The organism is Clostridium moutaii (genome assembly GCF_041205085.1).
Classification (GTDB): Bacteria; Bacillota; Clostridia; order Clostridiales; family Clostridiaceae; genus Clostridium_B; species Clostridium_B moutaii.
Genome location: NZ_JBGEWD010000001.1, coordinates 289,603 through 311,513, shown reverse-complemented (window position 1 = coordinate 311,513; position 21,911 = coordinate 289,603). Strand labels below are relative to the sequence as shown.

At 34.9% G+C, this 21,911-nt stretch carries 20 protein-coding genes and 1 riboswitch; of the genes, 14 read left to right on the top strand and 6 right to left on the bottom strand.

What is annotated here, in order from left to right; translation table 11 throughout:
• Nucleotides 1-8: 8 nt before the first annotated feature.
• From AB8U03_RS01655 to AB8U03_RS01645, 3 genes are all read right to left on the bottom strand, one after another.
• Nucleotides 9-644 (bottom strand): 5-methyltetrahydrofolate--homocysteine methyltransferase, encoded by a 636-nt coding sequence (locus AB8U03_RS01655; protein WP_369702792.1) that lies wholly within the window; start codon nucleotides 642-644, stop codon nucleotides 9-11.
• Nucleotides 645-719: 75 nt separating this feature from the next.
• Complete coding sequence (gene rlmD / locus AB8U03_RS01650; protein WP_369702791.1) at nucleotides 720-2,084, bottom strand: 23S rRNA (uracil(1939)-C(5))-methyltransferase RlmD; 1,365 nt, start codon at nucleotides 2,082-2,084, stop codon at nucleotides 720-722.
• Between the two features lie 3 nt (nucleotides 2,085-2,087).
• Entirely contained in the window at nucleotides 2,088-2,666 is a 579-nt protein-coding gene (locus tag AB8U03_RS01645; RefSeq protein WP_369702790.1) for an RDD family protein, read from the bottom strand.
• Nucleotides 2,667-2,849: 183 nt separating this feature from the next.
• Here AB8U03_RS01645 and AB8U03_RS01640 point away from each other — a divergent pair, with 183 nt between their 5' ends.
• The 5 genes from AB8U03_RS01640 to AB8U03_RS01620 all read left to right on the top strand — a co-directional run bounded on the left by AB8U03_RS01640 (nucleotide 2,850) and on the right by AB8U03_RS01620 (nucleotide 8,186).
• The gene (locus tag AB8U03_RS01640) at nucleotides 2,850-4,700 is read left to right on the top strand and encodes an LTA synthase family protein (RefSeq protein ID WP_369702789.1); all 1,851 of its coding nucleotides are present in this window, start codon (nucleotides 2,850-2,852) and stop codon (nucleotides 4,698-4,700) included.
• Between the two features lie 77 nt (nucleotides 4,701-4,777).
• Nucleotides 4,778-4,880, top strand: a riboswitch (TPP riboswitch).
• A gap of 67 nt (nucleotides 4,881-4,947) precedes the next feature.
• Nucleotides 4,948-5,682: a TatD family hydrolase gene (locus tag AB8U03_RS01635; protein WP_369702788.1), complete on the top strand. Its 735-nt coding sequence runs from the start codon at nucleotides 4,948-4,950 to the stop codon at nucleotides 5,680-5,682.
• A gap of 16 nt (nucleotides 5,683-5,698) precedes the next feature.
• Nucleotides 5,699-6,451 carry an ABC transporter permease gene (locus AB8U03_RS01630; RefSeq protein WP_369702787.1) on the top strand — a complete coding sequence of 251 codons (753 nt, stop codon included), beginning with the start codon at nucleotides 5,699-5,701 and terminating at the stop codon, nucleotides 6,449-6,451.
• Between the two features lie 12 nt (nucleotides 6,452-6,463).
• Nucleotides 6,464-7,468 carry an ABC transporter substrate-binding protein gene (locus AB8U03_RS01625; RefSeq protein WP_369702786.1) on the top strand — a complete coding sequence of 335 codons (1,005 nt, stop codon included), beginning with the start codon at nucleotides 6,464-6,466 and terminating at the stop codon, nucleotides 7,466-7,468.
• Nucleotides 7,437-8,186: an ABC transporter ATP-binding protein gene (locus AB8U03_RS01620; RefSeq protein WP_369703015.1), complete on the top strand. Its 750-nt coding sequence runs from the start codon at nucleotides 7,437-7,439 to the stop codon at nucleotides 8,184-8,186. Before AB8U03_RS01625 ends, AB8U03_RS01620 begins: the two co-directional genes overlap by 32 nt.
• A 66-nt stretch (nucleotides 8,187-8,252) precedes the next feature.
• Here the strand turns inward: AB8U03_RS01620 and AB8U03_RS01615 are convergent, their stop codons facing one another.
• On the bottom strand, nucleotides 8,253-10,040 hold the full coding sequence (locus tag AB8U03_RS01615; protein ID WP_369702785.1) for a serine hydrolase: 1,788 nt from the start codon (nucleotides 10,038-10,040) through the stop codon (nucleotides 8,253-8,255).
• Between the two features lie 421 nt (nucleotides 10,041-10,461).
• On the opposite strand from AB8U03_RS01615, the gene AB8U03_RS01610 reads away from it, so the two are divergent.
• Entirely contained in the window at nucleotides 10,462-11,313 is an 852-nt protein-coding gene (locus AB8U03_RS01610; protein WP_369702784.1) for a hypothetical protein, read from the top strand.
• A 308-nt stretch (nucleotides 11,314-11,621) separates the two neighbouring features.
• On the opposite strand, the gene AB8U03_RS01605 is transcribed toward AB8U03_RS01610, so the two are convergent.
• A complete protein-coding gene (locus tag AB8U03_RS01605; RefSeq protein WP_369702783.1) occupies nucleotides 11,622-12,071 on the bottom strand; it encodes a helix-turn-helix domain-containing protein in 450 nt (149 codons plus the stop codon).
• Nucleotides 12,072-12,473: 402 nt separating this feature from the next.
• On the opposite strand from AB8U03_RS01605, the gene AB8U03_RS01600 reads away from it, so the two are divergent.
• From AB8U03_RS01600 to AB8U03_RS01565, 8 genes are all read left to right on the top strand, one after another.
• Complete coding sequence (locus AB8U03_RS01600; protein ID WP_369702782.1) at nucleotides 12,474-14,036, top strand: sigma-54 interaction domain-containing protein; 1,563 nt, start codon at nucleotides 12,474-12,476, stop codon at nucleotides 14,034-14,036.
• 189 nt (nucleotides 14,037-14,225) lie between these two features.
• The gene (locus AB8U03_RS01595) at nucleotides 14,226-15,599 is read left to right on the top strand and encodes an acyclic terpene utilization AtuA family protein (RefSeq protein WP_369702781.1); all 1,374 of its coding nucleotides are present in this window, start codon (nucleotides 14,226-14,228) and stop codon (nucleotides 15,597-15,599) included.
• Nucleotides 15,600-15,920 carry an AtuA-related protein gene (locus AB8U03_RS01590; protein WP_369702780.1) on the top strand — a complete coding sequence of 107 codons (321 nt, stop codon included), beginning with the start codon at nucleotides 15,600-15,602 and terminating at the stop codon, nucleotides 15,918-15,920.
• Nucleotides 15,921-15,975: 55 nt separating this feature from the next.
• Complete coding sequence (locus tag AB8U03_RS01585) at nucleotides 15,976-17,238, top strand: hydroxymethylglutaryl-CoA reductase, degradative (protein ID WP_369702779.1); 1,263 nt, start codon at nucleotides 15,976-15,978, stop codon at nucleotides 17,236-17,238.
• Between the two features lie 151 nt (nucleotides 17,239-17,389).
• The gene (locus AB8U03_RS01580; RefSeq protein ID WP_369702778.1) at nucleotides 17,390-17,803 is read left to right on the top strand and encodes a hypothetical protein; all 414 of its coding nucleotides are present in this window, start codon (nucleotides 17,390-17,392) and stop codon (nucleotides 17,801-17,803) included.
• Between the two features lie 20 nt (nucleotides 17,804-17,823).
• Nucleotides 17,824-19,191, top strand: coding sequence for a tripartite tricarboxylate transporter permease (locus AB8U03_RS01575; protein WP_369702777.1), 1,368 nt, complete (start codon nucleotides 17,824-17,826; stop codon nucleotides 19,189-19,191).
• A gap of 107 nt (nucleotides 19,192-19,298) precedes the next feature.
• Entirely contained in the window at nucleotides 19,299-20,654 is a 1,356-nt protein-coding gene (locus tag AB8U03_RS01570) for an acyclic terpene utilization AtuA family protein (RefSeq protein WP_369702776.1), read from the top strand.
• A 2-nt stretch (nucleotides 20,655-20,656) separates the two neighbouring features.
• On the top strand, nucleotides 20,657-20,980 hold the full coding sequence (locus tag AB8U03_RS01565; RefSeq protein WP_369702775.1) for an AtuA-related protein: 324 nt from the start codon (nucleotides 20,657-20,659) through the stop codon (nucleotides 20,978-20,980).
• 12 nt (nucleotides 20,981-20,992) lie between these two features.
• Here AB8U03_RS01565 and AB8U03_RS01560 read toward each other — a convergent pair whose 3' ends face one another.
• Nucleotides 20,993-21,448 (bottom strand): hypothetical protein, encoded by a 456-nt coding sequence (locus tag AB8U03_RS01560; RefSeq protein WP_369702774.1) that lies wholly within the window; start codon nucleotides 21,446-21,448, stop codon nucleotides 20,993-20,995.
• Between the last annotated feature and the right edge of the window lie 463 nt (nucleotides 21,449-21,911).

Below are 21,911 nucleotides of genomic sequence, written 5' to 3'. Positions count from 1 at the left end.
TGTATAAATTAAGAATTTTTCATATTACAGAGATCCCTGTTGGGACATCTGGAACAATCATGATCTTTTTTGCTTAGGGGCAGGCTTTTATCAGCTCCATATATATATGCCATGGAGTGGGTTGAGGAAAGCATATAGCTATCTGTGACAGTCAAATTTAAAAAATTTTCAGCATCTAGTCTGTCAAGTATGTATTTTTGATATTGAAGTGGTATTTCTCCATCACCAGGTGATATCCTGCAGCTTAATCCTAATTTTAATTCTTTGGACTTATTATAAATATGGTTGAAAAGTTGGGAACTTGCTTCAAATAGATAGGAAGTGAGCATAGCATCCATTACCATACCTTCTTTCATGTTTCCATAAGAAAAAAACTCATTTATTTTTTTGCTGCAGGTATCTCCAATAGTTATAATACAGTACACTATGTAATTATAATCTTTTATAATTTTAAAATTAAAGTTTTCCTCTCTCTTTTGTATATCAAATATACCTACTGGTTCTATTGTTTCATATACTATGGGAAGAAGCTTATTATATAAGCTTTCCATTTCTTCATCTGTCAGTATTTTACCATAGGATTTTATAGTCTGTATTACTTGAGCCTTATTTAATTTAAAATCGAAATCCAATATTACTTCCATCTTGATTATTCCTCCACTATTATATAAGATAATTACATTATACAATATATTATGGGATGATTTAAGATGAAAATACTATAGATCATCATTTCTAACCAGTTTAGCAACCGTTTCCACATGAGGGGTGTGGGGAAACATATCCATAAGCTTTACTTTATCCAATCTATATCCGGAGGCAGTTAGTGTATTTAAATCCCGGACAAGTGTCTTGGGATTACAGGATACATAAATTATTTCTGGAGCATTGAAATTTATAATCTGTTTCAGTGCCTTGGGATGGACTCCAGGCCTTGGCGGATCCAATATTATTAAGTCAGGTTTATCCTTTAAAGTTTCCATTACATGTACTACGTCTCCGGCTGTAAATCTACAATTTTCTATTCCATTTAATCTTGTATTCTCATTGGCAGATTTTACTGCTTCTTCTATGAGCTCTATACCTATTACTTTTTTTACATGAGGGGATAGTATTTGTGCTATGGTTCCAGTACCGCAGTATAAATCAAAAACTGTTTTTGAAGAGGCATCCTCAAGAAAACTTCTAATTATACTGTACAGCCTTTCAGTGGCTTTGGAATTGGTCTGAAAAAAGGACTCGGGGTAAATTTTAAACTTCAAACCTAAAATTTCCTCTATTATATAATTATTTCCATATAATATTTCCATTGAGTCTATTTTAACTACATCTGATAAACTGTCATTTGTAGTGTGGAGTATGCCCATTAGCCTGCCTTTGTAATTTAGGTTTTTTAATATTTTAGTGAGCTGGCTAAAATCAAATTCAGTTTGAGAAGTTGTTACAATATTTATTAGAATTTCTCCTGTATTTCTGCCTTTTCTAATCACTAAATTTCTTAAATATCCATTGTGACTCCGTACCCTGTAATAGGGTAATTCATTTTCCCTGAAGTAGGTTACAATTTTATTTAGCACCAGTGTAAAATCCTCATCTACTATTTTACAATTATCCACATTTACAATGTCAAATGCTTTTCCTTTTATGTGCATGCCCAAGTTCAGAATGCCGCCCTTTTGTGAATCTCCAAAAGTGAATTCCATTTTGTTTCTGTATTGAAATTCCTCGGGACTTTTTTCTATACCCATAAATTCAAAATTTTCAATGGAGGATTCTTCAAACAAATCCAGAACCTGCTGCTTTTTTAGTTCAACTTGTATATTATAAGGTATAAATTGAAAATTACATCCACCGCAAAGATTAAAATGGGGACAAGTAGGATTTATTGCATAACTTACATTTTCAATTATTTCTAGCATCTTGGCTTCTGCATGTTTATTTCTTTTTTTTGTAATTTGTGCTTTTATTTTTTGACCGGGAACAGCATTTTTTATCAATACCTTTATTCCATTTTCTTCTGCTATTCCCATAGCCGGAAACTGTAATTTTTTTATGTAAAATTCATACTCATTTCCCTTTTTCAATTTTTAATCTTCTCCTTTTGATGTCCTAGAAAATTTTTCACCTAATGTTTTTTTCAACTTGCAGCTTTTCATTATAACAGGATATAAGATCAATACTATTAAAAATACTATTATAAACATACCTTTCATATCTGCTATATAACATCCAAACAACAGTCTCAAAATAAGATCAAATAAATATAGACATGCTAATGAAATTGCAGCTGTGACAGCTGTATCTATAATAGAAGATTTTAAATTGCCAGGTACCAAACTTTTTTTCTTCTTAGAACCAGAACTATTATCAGAGGTTTTTTCATCTGAACTTTTTTCATCTACTGTATCACTTTTATTGCTTTCCTCTTTAATATTGTCAATTTTAGTATTTTCAAGGTGTTCCTCTTCTTCCTGACCGGATTCCTCTGGTTTCTCCTGCTCTTTTGTTTTCTTAAGCTGTTCTTCTTTTTCCTGTTTTTCTTTCCTTTTAGTTTCCTCTAATTTTTTCTTTTCTTCCATATTTTTATTTTTAAGTTCTTCTAGAAACTGCTTTTTTGCATCTTCATCTACTGAGAGCTCATTTTTATTTTCATCTTTTTCGTCCATTAAATACATACCTCCTTGTTATTTTTAACCTTTCCATAACAAATATATTATGCTACACTATGGCATCTATGTAAATAGGTATAAAAAAATCTTTCATTATTGTTCACATATTGTTTTACAATTTTGTGGATTAGTTTTATAATTTTAGTGTTATATGAATTTGGATAATCGAGGATATTTAATATGAATAGGGTAAATTTATTTTTGCTGAATTTTTTAGATGTAATCTTTTTTATAATATGTGTAACTTTTAAAATATTAGTATATGGCAGGCATTTGGAAACAGGATATATAAAAACTGAATCACTTTTTATTCCAACTATTGCCTCGGTAATTATTATTGTTTCCATATCCTTTATTTTTAAAACAAAAGTACGTTCAAAAATGCTCTATATATTGAACATCATAATCAGTTCTTTTATAGTAAGCGATTTGATTTATTTTAGATATTTTAAGGATATTATATCCCTGCCTGTACTTATAAGCGGATTTCAATTGGGTGCAGTAAAATCCAGTGTGGCAGATTTGATGAATTTTAAAGACTTTCTGTACTTTTTTGATGTTATATTTATAGTGCCGTTTATAAATAAGTGTGTTAGAAGCAGAAAAACTGATATTTCCATAAGTTACAGGATATCAGTGCTTGTAGTACTTCTTTTTTTGGGGGTATTGACGGATTTTAAAAGCTTTTATAATCTGTCCAAGGAGCAGCCACGACTTTTGAGTACAATGTACAATAAGGTATACATAACCAGAAAACTAGGTATTTTAAATTACCACTGTCTGGATATTTACAATTCAATTTCTGCCAATATAACTAAATTGGCACCTATTTCTAAAGAAAAAGTTGATACCATAGATGATTTTATGGATAAAAACAAATCGGATAATAAAAACTTAAAGGGATCTGTAAAGGGAAAAAATTTGATAATGATACAGGTGGAAGCTCTTCAGGAATTTGTAATAAATGCTTCCATAAATGGACAGGAGATAACTCCAAATTTAAACAGGTGGGTGAAGAGATCCGAGTATTTTGATAATTTTTACTATCAGGTAGCTGCAGGAGGTACTTCCGATGCAGAGTTCATGACCAATAATTCCATGTATCCAGCTCCTGCGGGAGCAGTTTATTTTCTATATTCAGGAAATAAATTCCAGGCAATGCCTGAAAACTTCAAAAACAATGGCTACAGTACAGCAGCATTTCATGGCTTTAGGGAAAATTTCTGGAACAGGGATATAATGTACAAACGCTTTGGATTTGATGATTTTTACGGTGAAAAAAGTTATAGGCAAGATGAATCCATAGGGCTGGGATTAAGTGATAAATCTTTTTTAAATCAGTCACTTGTAAAATTGAACAATATGAAATCACCCTATTATGCTTTCTTAATAACACTCACAAGTCATTTCCCCTACGATGCTGTGGATAAATATGGTAATTTTGATGTGGGAAATTTAAAAGGAAGTCTTATTGGAAATTATCTGCAGGCCATACATTATACAGATGAGCAGCTGGGAATGTTTTTGGATAAACTTGATGAAAATGGAACACTGAAAAATTCAGTTGTAATGCTTTATGGTGACCATTATGCAATACCTAAGGACAAAGAGCAGCAGCTGTTCAAATTTTTAAATATGAGTTCTACTTCTGATGTGAACTGGGAAAAACTTCAGAAAGTGCCTCTTCTCATACATTTTCCCGATGAATCGGTAAAAGGTGTGAATAATACCTATGGGGGTGAAATGGACATATACCTTACAGTATGTAATTTATTTGATCTTCCCGGAAAAGATATGTTTGGGAAAGATCTTTTCAATCCCAATAGTCAGAGGATTATATTTAGAAATGGTTCTTTTATAGATAAAAATTATTATTATTCCTCCCAGGATGATGTGTACTACAATGTCAAGACCGGAAAAAGGATACCTGAAAACAGCAGCCTTAAGAAGGATGAGGAGGATGTGTTAAATCAGCTTGGATATTCCGATTATATACTAAAACATGATGCAATTGACAAATTGGATAAATAAATTGTGAATGTGTACATAAAATATTTACATATTTATAAATAAGTGATAATATAATAATGTAATAAATCTAATATTGTCTGTAGTGTCAGGGGTGCCGTGACGGCTGAGAAAAGTGAAAGCTTTAACCCTTTGAACCTGATTCGGGTAACTCCGACGTAGGGAAACCGCTTTACAATTCGTATCCTGAAGCACTATTTATAAATAGTGCTTTTATTTTTTGTCAAAGTTTTATAGGGGGATAATTTAGATGTTTGTTGATGCTCACAATCACATGGATTTTTATGGCAAGAACTTAAAAAAAGCACTTGATATCATAGAAAAAGATGATATCGTGACTTTGGGATGTTCCATGGATCTGAAAAGTTATATTTTCACAAAAAAGATAAGTGCAGAAAATGAAAATATAATACCCTGTTTTGGAATACACCCCTGGGAAGCATATAAAAATTGCGGTGATCTTGATGGCTTTGACGGTTATGTCAAGGAGTGCAGGGCCATAGGAGAGATAGGTCTTGATTATTATTGGGTTTTGGAGAGTGAAAAATATCCCAAAATGGGCAGGGTATTTGAATACTTTCTGGACAGGGCAAAATACTATGACAAGATAGTAAATATTCACACCAAGGGAGCGGAAGAAAAAATACTGGAATATATAAGAAGTTATAAATTGAGAACACCTATAATTCACTGGTACAGCGGAAAGGTGGATACTCTTAAAGAACTTTTAAAATTGGGATGCTATTTTACCATAAGTGTTGATATAGGGTATTCCAGGCTTACAGATGAAATAGTGAAGATTCTTCCCATGGATAGAATATTGACCGAAACAGACGGACCCACTTCTCTTGAATGGGTGAATAAAGAGTATGGATACCCCTGTGAAGTTGAAAATATTGTAAAAAAGATCTCCAGTATAAAAGGGACTCAATATGAAGAGGTTAAAGACAAAATATCCAGCAATTTTAACAGATTTAAATTATGAATTTAAGGTGTTTAAAATGAAAAAATCAGAAAATATTCAAGATAAGATATACCCGGTAGTTACCATAGCAGCAGTTGTGGTTTTATGGCAGATAATAGTGAGCTTTCAGTATATACAGCCTTATATTCTTCCTTCTCCATGGGATATTATAAAGACTCTTGCTTCGGACTTTAAAAATATAATGGAAAATACGGAAACCACGCTTTATGAATCCTTTATAGGATTTTTCATATCCATAGTATTTTCTTTTGTACTGGCTATAATAATGGACAGTTTTCATGTGGTCAAAAAATCACTTTATCCTATTTTATTAATATCCCAGACAGTTCCCACTATAGCCATAGCACCGCTTTTTATAATATGGTTCGGATTTGGAGCACTTCCCAAGATAATAGTTGTAATAACGGTATGCTTTTTTCCCATAGTTGTAAGCCTTGTAGATGGTCTTGAAAAAATAGACATGGACTACATAAATCTGTTCCATAATATGAAGGCATCAAAATTACAGATATTTTACCATCTAAAACTTCCCTATGCTCTGGTCAACTTTTTTTCAGGTTTGAAGATTGCCGCAACTTACATGATAATGGCTGCAATTATAGGTGAATGGCTGGGGGGAGACAGCGGAATAGGTGTATACATGGTGAGGGCCAAAAACGCCTATCAGCTGGACAAGGTATTTGCCTCAATTCTGGTTATTGTTGCAGTGAGCATTGCAATAATCTATATGATAGACTTTATAGGCAAAAAAATAATACATTGGAAATAAGAGGGGATAATAATGAAAAAAAGCAGATTTATATTTTTAATACTGGCTATTTTTACAATCGTACTGGCATTGGACGGATGCGGGACAAATGATAAAAAGGAAACATCAAATTCCTTAGACAAGACAACTGTAATATTGGACTGGACTCCGAATACAAATCATACTGGATTGTATGTGGCCTTGAATAAAGGATATTATAAGGATGAAGGACTGGATGTCAAAATAGTTCAGCCTTCCGAGGGAAGCGTCACAAATCTCATAGCAGCTGGGAAAGGTGATTTCGGAGTCAGTTATCAGGAGGATGTCACCTATGCACTTACAAGTGACAATCCTCTTCCTGTAAAGGCTATTGCCACTATAATTCAGCACAATACGTCAGGTTTTGCCGCACCTAAAAGCAAGAACATAAAAACTCCCAAGGATTTTGAAGGAAAAGTATACGGAGGCTGGGGATCGCCTTCTGAAGAAGCAGTACTTAAAGCTGTCATGGAGAAAGACGGAGGGGACTTCAGCAAGGTTAAAATAGTGAATATTGGAAATGACGATTTCTTTGCAGCTACAAAAAAGAATATAGATTTTGCATGGATTTTTGAAGGATGGACTGGAATTCAGGCAAAGTTGAAAGGTGAAGATTTGGATTATATACCTGTTAAAGATCTGGATCCGGCTCTTGACTACTATACACCTATTCTTATAAGCAGTGACAAGATTATAAGCAAAAATCCCGAAAAGGTAAAAAAATTCCTGGCAGCTACTGCAAAAGGATATGAATACTCTATAAAGCACCCTGAGGAAAGTGCAGATATACTTTTGAAATATGCACCTGAGATAGACAAAAATCTTGCTGTGCAAAGTCAACAATATATGGCTAAGCAGTATGTGGCGGATGCACCTAGATGGGGAGTTATGAAATCCGAAGTATGGCAGCGTTATGCCAAATTTTTAAAGGACAAAGGTCTTATAAAAAAGGAGTTAAATACAAGTGATGCATTCACAAACGAATTCCTGCCAAAATAACAGTGATGAAGTAATGATTGAACTTGAAAATGTGTGCAAGAGGTTTGAAGACAAAACAATACTTCAAGATATATCCCTGTATCTTGAAAAAGGAGAATTTGTCTCCATCCTTGGACCCAGCGGTTGTGGAAAAAGTACACTTTTCAACATAATAACGGGATTCATACATGAAGACACAGGCAGGGTTTTTGTAAAGGATGATATAGGGTACATGCAGCAGAAGGATTTACTCCTGCCCTGGAAGACTGTACTTTCAAATGTGGTGCTGCCCCTTGACATAAAGGGAAGGGATAAGAAACAGTCGAGAAAAGATGCAAAAAGATACATTCACATATTTGGGCTGGGCGGCTATGAAAATAAATATCCTTATGAGCTTTCAGGTGGAATGAGACAGAGGGCCAGTTTTTTGAGAACTTTTCTCTCTTCCAGGGAAGTGATGCTTTTAGATGAGCCCTTTGGCGCGCTTGATTCCATAACCAGAGGAAAGATGCAGAAATGGATTTTAAGCATGAGGGAGAAGCTTGGCAGGAGTATACTCTTTGTAACTCATGACATTGAGGAGGCCATTGTGCTTTCAGACAGAATATATGTACTCTCTTCAAAACCAGGGAGGGTGAAAAAAGAGATAGCAGTGGATTTTAACAGGGACGACAGAGAAAACAGGCTGTTTTCACAGAAACTTTTGAAGATGAAAGAAGATATTTTGAAATTGCTTTAGAGGACAAGTTAGGGTCTGGCCCACTTACATTTTCTGTAAGGGGGTCAGACCCCTGTTTGTCCCTTCTTATTCCGATCTGTCAGCGTGTACATCAAATCCCAGCTGGTATAATTCAAGTCCTGTAACTGCATTTTTACTGTCAATGTTGAATTTGAGACTTACATCCGCTATTCTCAGAAAAAATTCATTTTGTGACTGAGGAAACAATTCATATTTTTCACCGCTGCTGTTCTGTTCAAAATAGAGATTTTTTCCATCAGTTGTTATGGAGACATTTCCGAGATTTCCCTGAAGCTTATAATTACCCACATATTTATCAAGGGTTTTGCTGTCCACATTAACTATCTGCTTTGCCTTTGGAAGTTCATAGCTTCCGCCAAGGGCTATATCTGCCAGAGTATCATTTAGAGGATTTATATTGTAATAACCTATATTGCTGAGAATAATTATAGTGAGATCCTTGTCCGGATACCTGGCTATATTGCTTGTAAATCCAACTGTATTTCCACCGTGGTATATTTCCTTTCCGTATTTTCCACTTGCGAGCATCCAGCCGTAACCGTAGTAGGGGCCGGAGGGTGTCATGGCTATATGATTTGAAAATATATTTTCCAGAGTGGATTTCTTTACCAGCTTTTCAGTATAAAGAGCCCTGTCCCATTTATAAAGGTCTTCTGTACTGGAATACAGGCATCCTGCACCGTAGGATCCATTCAGTGTTGCTTCGTCGCTTACAGGATAGACGTCCAGATAACCGCTGTAACCTGTAGAAGAATATATTTTTTCAGTGCCCTTGTAGCTCAATCCCGTATTTTTCATGTTGAGCGGCTGGAAGATGTTTTTTTCAAGATAATCTTCATAACTCATTCCACTTGTCTTTGTAACTATATATCCTAAAAGAATGTATCCCGAATTGCTGTAGCTGAAATTGGTTCCCGGTTTAAATTCCAGGGGCTTATTTTTAAATAGATCTATTACCTTGTTTATATCTTTTAAAGAGTCCTGACTCATGCTCCAGAATTCAGGGAGATTGGTGCAGTTTACAATTCCGGAACTGTGGGTGAGAAGATTTTCTATTGTTATGATATTTCCATTTGGAAAATCGGGAATATATTTGGAGAGTGGATCATTTACATTTATCAATCCCTTTTCCACCAGCTGCATTATTGCCATGGCTGTGAACTGTTTGGTCATGGAACCTATTGGAAATGTGGTGTCCGGTGCATTCTGTATGTTTTGCTCGAAATCCGATTTGCCGTAACCTTTGTCCAGAAGTATCTTTCCGTTTTGGGCTACAAGTACGCTTCCATGAAAATTATCCGTGTTCTGCAGTGTATTTAAATAGGTATCTAATTTTTGTGAAGTGTAGGAATATCCTCCTTGATTCAATGTGTTTTTTAAAGGAGTGGATATTTTAACTGTTTTGGTGCTGCTGTCCCAGTTTATGGTTTTGTCAAACACCTGACTAAAGAATTCAAGGGGTACAAAAACATAATTATTTTTAATCACAGGTGCTGTGGATAAGTTAATATTTTTGTTGTTTACAGATACTTTTTTATTAGTGCTTTCAAGCTTTACAGTATAATCAGGAGTAGTTAATACAGCACTGTCACCTTTTATCTGCAGTTTTGAATTTAATTTTAAAGACAACACATTGAGGGAAACCATAACTACTGAGTTTGAATCCTGATAAGGTTGTACATATTTTGATGGGATACTACTTCCATCAATGCTCACTGTAAATTCAGTTTTATCAGGTGCAGCTAAAGTACTGGCTTTTACATTCGCCACAGCTCCGCTTGAGCATGCCAGAAAAATTGATATCAGTATACAGGAAAATACTTTTTTGAACATTTACATCATCTCCTTTTATAGTAAGATAATACAATCATATCATAAAAATATGGAGAATTACTAAATTCGGTGAATTTTTTATAATAAGTCCTGAAGGGAAAATCATATCATAAGGTAGGACTTAAAAATAAAAGCTGATAAAAGACTTGAATTTAAAACTGATTTTTATTTTTACGGCCAACGGGGAAAAACCTGCTGGCTGTTTTTTTGTAATTAATAATTGGAATAAATTAGTCTTTGAAAATAGTGGTGCTGGCAGGATATACTATAAGCATAAGTCATATTGCTTCAATATAAGCAGAATAATCCATATTTGAGAATGTATAAAAAAAGCATTGATTATATAACTGTTTTTGGACAAACTCTCTTTTATAATTTTAGTAAAATACATATGTGATAGTCAAAACAAGGTGGTTAGAAGATGTATATTTTTCAGGTTATATCTTTTGTAATTGAAATAGCTTTTGGGTTACTGGTTGGAGGTATTATAGCATTTTTCCCTAATATTATATTTAATGTAAATAAAAATTATAGACCCCCTAAATATGAATTCTATGAACCCAAAAGCAGTAGAAAAAGCAGGATAAAGGTTTTGAAAATTTTAGGGAAAAGTATTTGGGTTATAATAATAATGATAATTACTATTGGAGTTCTGGGATCATATTTTTTAGATATCCCCAAGCTTATAAAAGGAGAGCTTTGTTATATTACTGGCAATGTAAGTAGAATAGAAAATGTGAGAAAAGATATTCATGAATATGTTTATATAGGAGATAAACAGCTTATCTTCTCTTTTATTTCAGATGTTGAAGTGGGAAAGAAATATAAAATAGGATATCTGACCAATACTTCCCGGGCTATTTATGTTGAGACGTTAAAAAATAATGCATCATCCAAGGGAATAAAAGGTAAATTTCCATACGGATATATTATGCTATTCATAGGATTTATGGGGATCTGGATACTGCTAGTTGGATTAGCTCCCTATTTAAAATTTAAACTTATAATAATAGCCAGTATAGTTTTCTATCCTGCAAATATACTGCTGTACATAAAGGAAGGATTAAAATCAGGACTTTGGTTTTCTTTTCATAATGATGGACTTTCTATTTTAACTTTAGGAATTGTGTTTGCTGTTGTGTTGTGGATAAGTTATATTATGGAGAGAAAAGAAGATCCGGAAACTCCTGAAACATTAATAGGAGTTCAACTTATGGGCGTTAGTGAAATAGTTTTTTTAATAGAAACTTTTCAACTTCTATTACAAAAATGAAAGTTTGATTAATATATGTTTCTAAAATAATAGAATATTAATCTTTATGCTATAAGGTATCTCCCAATGAAGAAGTACGGTATGGTCAGTTTTTATTATGCCGTTTTGTTGTTTCAAATGGTTTCAGGTAATTCTGCTTCTTATGAGAGCCAGTAAGAGCAGAAGTCAGAGGGCAATTGATAAAGATTGCTTCACTAGTTTTTAATTTGTAATGCAATTAAAGATAGCAAGTATAGATTGTAATTTTACCCAAATCCATACTTGTTTTTCTTTTAAATAAGAGAATTCCATTATTTAAACTTTTATATTTAAGGATTGGTTTTCTTTTTTGCCGTTTTATATTTTTGATAAAGAATGTCCTTTAAAACCAAAACCGTGTCCACATCGTTAAATCCCAGCTCATTTTTGAAAGTATCATACAACTCAGATATTTTCTCACTATAGGTATTTATTCCTTTCATGCCTTGATATGAATCTAAAATGGGATACTTTTTACTCCAGGCACTTGTCCAGTCAATTTCATCAACTATCATTTCAATATCAGTAACATCACCGCCCATATGGCTTCCGCTAATAAGATAGTTATAACTTACATTGTAAAGTTGACTTAGTAATTTTGCTTTAATGAGCTCAGGAACTGTCTGGCCTGTTTCCCATTTACTTACTGTCTGCCGGGATACGTTTAATTTTTCAGCAACAGCCTCTTGGGATAAACCAGCCTTTTTACGCAGATATAATAAATTTTCGCCTAATGACACAACTATCACCAGCCTTTCCTCTAATTCAAGTTAACTTGTAACTATAGTATACTAAACACTAAAAATCTTTTCTATCAAGCAAAAATGGAAATTTGTCAACTGAACTTAACATTTTAAATGAGGAAAATTATATAAATAATCTTTTCTTTGTATTTATTTATGCAAATTAAAGTACATACACCCCTGCAGGGTCCTAGCATTGCTTACCATCGCCGCTTTGAAAAAACTGTGAATGTTAGCAATGGCAGCCATGGGATAAATAATTATTTGAAAATAAGATTCCAGTCAGGATATACTGTAGTCATAAGTTATGACTACAGTATATGAAAGCATAAGATTGAATCAATAGGTAAATTGTGATTATGCAATAGATCTATTATTTTTTAATGAGGGGGATAAGAAATGAGGATACAGGATATCATGGTGCCCTGGAAGGGGAAAAAGCAAATAAAAAATGGAATAAATAAAGATTGTTGCATATACAGCTTAAGTGTTGCTCATGCACTGTGGAATAATTCGGTTTATGAAGTAGTAGATGATGCTGAAAATAAGGTGGGGGAAGTAGATAGAGACTTATTTAGGTACCTTATCAATAGTATAAATACCAGTATAATAAGCAATATTGTAGATAAGTTTCAGGAAGGAGTTGTTGCAATTGATGCAGAAGGAAGGATTTTTTATGTAAATGATGCATATACAAAAATTCTCGGAGTTCCAATAAGTAAAATTATAGGAAGACAGATGCAGCAGGTGGAGCCGGGAGCAGAGATATTGAATGTACTTAAAACTAAGGTGCCTATAATAAGGTATAAACAAAAGATAAATACATTGGATAAATATGTCTCAGTACACATATATCCGATTGAACAGGACGGAGAATTGAAGGCAGTCGTATCGATTTTTACTGATTCAACTGAAATTGTAAAATTGGGAAGAGAAATGGAAGAGGCAAATAAAACTGTCATGCGTTTTAAACAACAAATTGAAGCACAAAATGAACTGTCAAAACTTGAGATTGTCGGAAAAAGTCCGGATTTTTTAAAGACCGTTTCACAGGCATTGATTGTGGCAAAAACAGAAGCATCGGTATTGATAAAAGGTGAAAATGGAACTGGAAAGGAAGTGATTGCAAAGATCATACATTCAAATAGCGAAAGAAAATCCCATCCAATGATCATTGTCAACTGTGCAGCTGTTCCTGAAAGTTTAATCGAAAGCGAGTTTTTTGGCTACGAAGGAGGCTCCTTTACAGGTGCAAAATCCGGTGGAAGAATGGGAAAATTTGAATTAGCCAATGGAGGAACGCTGTTCCTTGATGAAATAGGTGACATGCCTATGGCAATACAGGCAAAACTTTTGAGAGTACTGCAGGAAGGAGATATAGAAAAAATCGGAAGGCAAAAAAATATACCTGTAGATGTCAGATTAATTGCTGCAACAAACCAGCCTCTTGAAAAGATGGTTAAAGAGAAGAAATTCAGGAGAGATCTGTACTATAGGTTAAATGTGGTAGAAATTAAAGTACCGCCTCTAAGGGCACGAGGCGAAGATATAGGATTATTGGCAAATCATTTTATGCAGAAATATAATAAAAAATACAAAAAGCATGTATTTTTTTCTCAAAGGATACACTCATTTTTTTATTCTTACAACTGGCCGGGTAATGTGCGTGAGCTTCAAAATTGTGTGGAATACTCTGTAATTATGTGTCAGGATAATTGCATTGATATTACTTATTTACCTCCTCATATGAAAGAAGCAATGGGGAAAAATATAGAAATAGAAGATGAACTTAAATACAGTCATGGAACATTAAAAAAAGCGGTAAAAATTTTTGAAAAGAAGATAATTATGGATGCTATTGTAACAAGTAAAGGCAATAAAAGTAAAGCCATGCAGCTGCTGGGGCTCAGCCGAAGAACTTTTTATCGTAAATTGAAGGAATATGAGATTGTCAGTGACTAAAAGTAAACACATAAGGCTAAAAGTAAACACTGATTTTTCTGCAAAGTGTGGCAAAATCGGCACTAATGTCTGGATAAGGTTTTCACAATTAAAGTGAAAATCTTTAAATTACCTTATTTTTAAGGCAATGAAAACGTTGGCACAATGCTTGCTGATTAAACATAGTACAAAGCAGGAGGAGGTATCAGAATGGATAAGAAAAAAATACGTATTGGTGGCGGACAAGGTTTTTGGGGCGACAGCAATGATGCTGCCGTACATATGGTCAGGAAAGGCAATCTTGATTATATGGGGTGTGATTACCTTGCGGAGTTAACTCTTTCAATTATGCAGAGACAGAAAAGCAAAAATCCTGATGCAGGGTATGCAAGGGATTTTGTAAATCTTGTAAAGGAAATCGGCAGGGAAAGTTATGAAAAAAACATCAGAATCATATCCAATGCAGGTGGCATGAATATCCCCGGTTGTGTAAAAAAGATTGCAGAAATTGCAAAAGAGCAAAAAATGTCAGGTTATAAAATAGGATATGTACTTGGGGATGATTTAAAATCACAGATACCTGAATTACTTGCCCAGGGCGTTGAATTTAAAAATATCGATAATGTAGGAAACTTTCTTGATATTAAGGACAAAATTTTAAATGTGAATGTATATCATGGACACGAACCTATTGTAGAATGTCTGGAACAGGGGGCTGACATAGTAGTTACAGGAAGGGCTGCCGACTCGGCCTTGTTTCTTTCACCTCTTATGCACGAATTTGGCTGGGCGGAAGATGATTATGATAATCTTGCAAGAGGAATAATGGTTGGACATTTACTTGAATGTGGAGGACAGGGATCTGGCGGCAATTATGACTATGATTGGCGTGGAGTTCCAAAAATGGATGAGTTGGGATTTCCTATTGCTGAAATTACAGATGATAAACTCCATATAACAAAAGCACCTGATTGCGGCGGTATTATTTGTGAGCAGTCCTGTAAAGAGCAATTTTTATATGAAGTGCATGATCCTTCGAATTATATCACTCCTGATGTTACGGTAGATATAAGCCATGCTACACTGACTCAGGATGGTGATAATAGAGTTGAAGTTGCAGGAATAAAAGGTAAAAAGCGCCCTGATCAGTTAAAGCTGTGTGTGGGATATCATGCAGGATATAAGGTGGAGACATATTTGTGCTTTGCTTGGCCGGATGCCTATGAAAAGGCAAAATATGCGTCAGAAATATTGATGAAAAAAATGAAACGCAAAAACTTGAAGGCTGAAGAAATAAGGATAGATTATCTGGGACTCAATGCTCTTCATTTAGACGTTGCCAATATGGATCCTGAACTGGTTAAAAATATGAATGAGATTGTTTTAAGAATTGCCATACGTACCATTGATAAATCGGAAGCTTATAAAATCATTCCTGAAATTTCTCCGCTTCAGCTGAATGGTCCTCCAGGAGCAAGTTTTTTTGGGGGCAGAGCCAAAGTACGCGAGGTTATAGGTTTATGGCCGACATTTGTTCCAAGAGATGCAGTAAAGCTGACGTCAAATATTTTGGAGGTGAAATAAATGGCTCAGATATATTTGAAAGATATAGCTCACGGCAGATCCGGAGATAAGGGTGATACAAGCAATGTGTGTGTATTTGCCCGTGACCCCAAGGATTATGAGTTTTTAAAAAGAGTGCTGACAGTTGAAAAGGTAAAAGAATATTTTGGCGATATGGTAAAAGGAGAAATTACAAGGTATGATGTGGATACGTTAAAAGGTTTTAATTTTGTAATGAAACATGCACTGGGTGGTGGAGCAACTCTCTCCATAAGGTTGGATTCCCTTGGAAAATCAATGGGCTCTGCTTTTATGAGAATGAAGATTGATACAGAAGAGTAAATTTGTAAACGGGTAATCAATAATAAATAAAATTAGCGTTGAAAGGATGGGAAAAATGAAAACAAGCAGTTATTCAGGATTTTATAAACTTTCACTAGAGGATAGACTGAAGGAAGTAAGTGAATTTACAGGCATCTCGGAGGAAGAGCAAAAAATCATAAAAGAACCTGGTGCACTTGATATAGATAAAGCAGATCATATGATTGAAAATGTAATTGGCACTTTTCAACTTCCCATGGGAGTTGCCCTTAATTTTGTTGTCAATGGCAAAGATTATGTAATACCCATGGTGATTGAGGAACCATCTGTGGTTGCTGCTGCCAGCAATGCTGCTAAAATGGCTAGGGAAACCGGTGGCTTTTTCGCAAGCAATACGGGTTCTGTCATGATTGCACAAATTCAGATTATTGACGTGGCAGATCCTAATTATGCAAAAATGAAGATTTATGAAAACAAAGATAAGATCATTGAGATCTGCAATGCCAAAGATCCGGTCTTGGTTAAATTCGGAGGTGGAATGCAGGACATTGAAGTCAGGGTTATTGAATCCAGTGCAGGTGAAATGGTTGTTGTTCATCTTAAAGTGAATACTTTAGACGCAATGGGTGCCAATGCTGTTAATACAATGGCTGAAGCTGTTGCACCTTTTATTGAAGAAATTACAGGAGGTAAAGTGTATTTAAGAATTTTATCTAACCTGGCAGTACACAGACTTGTCCGTTCAAGGGCGACAATTAAAAAGGAAACTTTAGGTGGAGAAGAGGTTGTTGACAAAATAATTACTGCATATGCCTTTGCTGCAGCAGATCCATACAGGGCGGCTACCCATAACAAGGGAATTATGAACGGAATTATTCCTGTGGTTATAGCTACAGGTAACGATACCAGGGCAATAGAATCAGGTGCCCATTCTTATGCTTCACGTTCAGGACAGTATACATCCCTTACAACCTGGGAAAAGAATAAAAATGGAGATCTTGTAGGTACAATTGAAATTCCAATGGCGGTTGGTCTTGTAGGAGGTGCTACAAAAATTCATCCGGCAGCACAGGTTGTGGTAAAAATGCTGGGAGTCAAGAGTGCTGTAGAACTTGGAGAGATAATTGCTTCGGTGGGATTGGCACAGAACCTTGCAGCTATCAAGGCTCTGGCCACAGAGGGCATTCAGAGAGGACATATGTCCCTTCATGCCAGAAACATAGCTTCCGTTGCAGGGGCAAAGGGTGAAGTACTTGAGAAAATTGTAAAAAAGATGGTGAAAGGAAAAAACGTCAGATTGGAATATGCCCAGGAACTTATGAAGGAATACTCTAAATAAAAAATATATTGACAGATGTCATTTCATGTAATATGCCTAGCATTTAAACTCTTGTGATGTTTTTGATGAATGTTATTATCCTGTATAAGTAAAGGACTATTTACTTATACAGGATACAACATTACTAATTTAATATGGAGGTTAGTTTAATATGGAAAAGAAAATTTATGCAGATATATGGGGCGATACGGTAAATGTTAGACATCTCTTTTTTGCAATTATTATTGGTATAGCTATTAGTTTACCATGTTTTATTTTTAGTCTGAGTTTTATTCAAGTGCATTTTCCGCAAACACCGGTGAAACTATGCAAAGCATATGCTCTGCTAATTGGCATGTTGTCTTCTCTGTTGAGTGCATTTATATCTGCTAAACTGTTTAAACCAAAGCGCATTCTGCAAGAAAAAAATTTTTCCGAAGAAGACAGAAGTTTAGTGCTGAAGGAGCTTGACATAGACCTGGATAAAGAAAGAGAAGAGTTAAAGACAGCAGAAACAAAGGTTATAGAAGAAATGAAAAGTCTTCAGTTGTATGAACTATTTACTGGAGAAAAAGAAAAAAAATAAGGAAAAGGAGATGGTAAACTGTGAATGCACTAATTTTGCATAATGTATTATGGGGTATTGGAGGCGCTCTTCTGGGTAGTATAATCTTTTCATTTATAGGACTTATATCCGGAACTGATGAAACTGCTACAGTTGCACCAATAACACTGTTGATTATTTTACTGGGGTTTCCACCTGTAGCCATATTTTCATTTTTTATTGGCGGAGCCGTTTCCAAACATATGACTCATGCCATTCCGACGGCCTTAATGGGTGTGCCGGGAGATACAATGGCTGTTCCACTTTTGGAATATGCAAATGTTCTGAGACGATTGGGTGTTCCACATGTTGCTCTGCGTAAGATGATTTCTGGTGCAATCATTGGGGCGATTATTGCACTGCCTATTTCAGTTGGATTTGCCACATTGCTTGCTCCTTTTTCTCATATAGTGGAGATATGGGCGCCTATTATTTTTACAATTGCAGCAATTATAATTGCCTATACATCTAAAGGAAAGTGGGCAAGCATATTTGTATTAATACCGTTTGCCGTATTTCTTCAGGGTGTTATTAAACTGGCCGGTGCCGGACATCAGAGTATTTCTATAGGAATTTTTCTTGGTATTGCTATTGGCCCCATGTTTGCCGATATAATTACGCTTTTATCCCCGGTGACTCACGGTTCCATTCTTAAAAGTTCACCAAGGGAGTTCTGGCTGGCTCCTGAACTCAAAACATGGAAGGGTTATTTCCCCAATCCACTGAAAATACTTACACGTAGACAAGCTGCATATACTTTTGCCGGTGCCGGTATATCTGCCCTTACTTTTACATTCAGCCCTGTAGGTATGACAGTAATGATTGGAGAAGTAGTGGCATCTAAAGTAAAGAGCTTATACCAGCGTCTTACAACTTGTTTGAGTGTAATGAATGCTGTAACTGAAGCAACTTATGTAGCTGAAACATTAATACCTTTAATTGCTTTTGGAATACCATTGAGCCCTGTAGGACTTGGACCAGCAGGACCACTGTTCAACGCTCCTCCTGTATTTTCCAGTCAACCTGTTCACAATCTGCATAATCTGCTGACACCTGGGCAATTTGCATTATATGGATTGATAGGAATTATAGTAGCTTATATCATAGCTTATCCATTGTCTATGAATTATGCCAGAACAGCCAGCGCATGGGTTTTGAGAAATGTAAGTCAGGAAGCTATAATTTGTATGTTTGTGGGATTGATAACGGTTTTATCTTTTTATGAAGCTGGCCTTGTTGGAGTTGGAATTTCAGTGACAATTGGCATTTTTGGCGGCATATTAAACAGGTTCTTCGGTGTGCATACTGGAGTACAGTATATGACTTATTATGCATCCAGCTGGATGGTGCTTAAACTTTTCGGAATTTAGCAGTAGAAATATTTTTTTCCATAGGAAGGCTGCTTATTGAGAAGACTGCTCATGGCAAACTTTGAAGCAGTCTTTTTTAAATAATTATTTCAGGGAGGCTATTAAATATGAAAAAGGTAAGGATAGGTTCGGGTGCAGGCTTTGCAGGAGATAGAATAGAACCTGCTGTAGAAATTATGAAAAAGGGAAATATTGATTATATTATATTCGAGTGTTTGGCGGAAAGGACAATAGCAATTGGTCAGCAGCAGAAATTAATCAATAAGGATAAAGGTTATAATGAACTTCTGGAGTATCGTATGAGAAAAATATTACCTCTATGTAATGAAAAGAAAATAAAAGTAATAACCAATATGGGTGCTGCAAATCCCCTATCTGCAGTTAAGGCAGTGAAAAAGACTGCATTGGAAATGGGAGTAAAGGGCCTAAAGATAGCAGTAGTATTGGGAGATGATATTTTAGAACATATAGATAAATATATGAACTGTGAAATATTTGAGACTGGGAAAAGACTAAATTCCATAAAATCAAATATAATTTCGGCAAATGCATATATAGGGACACAGGGTATAATAGAAGCTTTAGGCAATGGAGCCGATATTGTAATAACGGGGAGAACAGCAGACCCTTCATTGACTTTGGCACCCTTGATATTTGAGTTTGGATGGAAGGAAAAGGATTATGAACTGCTTGGTAGAGGTACTTTAGCGGGACATCTGCTGGAATGTGCCGGTCAGGTAACAGGAGGTTATTTTGCAGATCCGGGATATAAGGATGTGCCGGAATTGTGGAATTTAGGATTCCCCATAGCAGAGGTAACTGAAAATGGTGATATAGTTATAACAAAGCTTGAAGATTCAGGTGGAATGGTTACTGAGCACACTTGCAAGGAGCAGATTATATATGAAATCCATGATCCATCAAATTATTTTACACCAGATGTTATAGCAGATTTTACAGAAGTGACTGTTCAGGAAATTGAAAAAAATAAAGTCCTAGTAAAAGGTGCAAGTGGGAAAAAAAAGACCGGTTTGTTTAAAGTCAGCATAGGTTATAAAGATTGTTATATAGGGGAAGGTGAAATAAGTTACGGAGGATCAGGAGCCTATGGCAGAGCCGAGTTAGCTGGAGAAATAATAAAAAAGAGGTTGAAATATATAAATGTACCGGTAGAAGAATTAAGAATTGATTTTATGGGAGTAAATTCTCTTTACGGAAATCATTTAAGCAGTATGCTGAATGATGATAAAAAAGATTTTAAGGAAGTGAGGCTTAGAGCTGCAGCAAGGACATTAAATAGACAAAGTGCAGAAATAATAGGGAATGAAATTGAAGCCCTGTACACCAATGGTCCATCAGGAGGAGGGGGAGCTAGAAAATATATAAGGGAGATAGTGTCAGTTGCATCTATACTTGTACCCAGTGGAGATATAATCACAAAAGTAATTTATGAGGAGGTATAAAAGTGAAATTAAGGGATATTGCACATTCACGGACGGGAGACAAAGGGAATATTTCAAATATATCACTTATAGCCTACAGAGATGATGATTATGAATTGATTAAAAAAATTGTCACTGAGGAAAAAGTAAAGGAGTGGTTTAAGGATATAGTAAAGGGAGAAGTTAAAAGATATGAACTGCCCAATATATGTGCCTTGAATTTTGTCATGTACGATGCATTGGGCGGAGGGGTTACAAGATCACTGTCACTGGATACTCATGGGAAAAGTTTGAGTTCGGTTCTACTGGATATGGATATAGAGACAGGTTTGTGTAAAATAGAATAGGCATGATAAAAATTATTGAGAGTGTAGAGTCTTTAATTCAATTGTTTGTATTTTTCCATCAAGATTTATGGTGACTTTTATTACTTCATCTTTATCCTCTATTACTCCATTTGTGCTACTTGATGTCATAGTATAAGTTTTTCCTTTTGGAGAACCATTATTATAATTTTCCGTTATCTTTCCGCCGCCAACACTACTTTTATACGATATTTCCAGATGTTTTACTGAAGATAATTTGGATATGTTTTTCTTATAAGTTACTGTTAATGTGTTGCTAGAATTACCTTCATAATGCAGTTTATCATTTTTCTTAGTGAATGTACCTGTGGCATTCACCTTATACTGGGTAGTCCAAAATTCATTTTCTCCTTTATAAGTGTAACTGTGTTTAATTACGTCTTTATTTGAACAACCTATAACCATAAACAACATTATAACAACTAAAATGATGGTTATTTTTCTCATCATATATTCCTCCACTCTTTGTTATAATAAATTACTATTACCAAATTTTTATTAAGGTTCTCCACTACCTACCGATTATGTTATATTTTAGCTCTATTTTTTAATATACAGAATTTTAAGTTGCGGTTATTGAAAAATATTATTCTTCTGCTCGCATTTTTTAATTATCCTCCTTCTAAATATATGATATCATGTAACATATAAAAAAATGTCATAAAGGGTACTGCAATAAAATCAGGAATTTCCGCGTTTCAGGCCTTAAAAGGCAAAAGTGGTGAACTTTCGTAAAAAGAACGCTAAGATGTGATATAATTTCTTGTGGGAAGCTGTGGCACCCATAGAGGCAGCAGAGAAGAGATTTCAAGAGATCAAGTGATTTTCGGGTGAGGTGGAGTTTGCCTATAAAGAATACTTATCATACCCCACTTTGGCTAGCCATGGGATAAAATATAAAAGAGGTAATAAA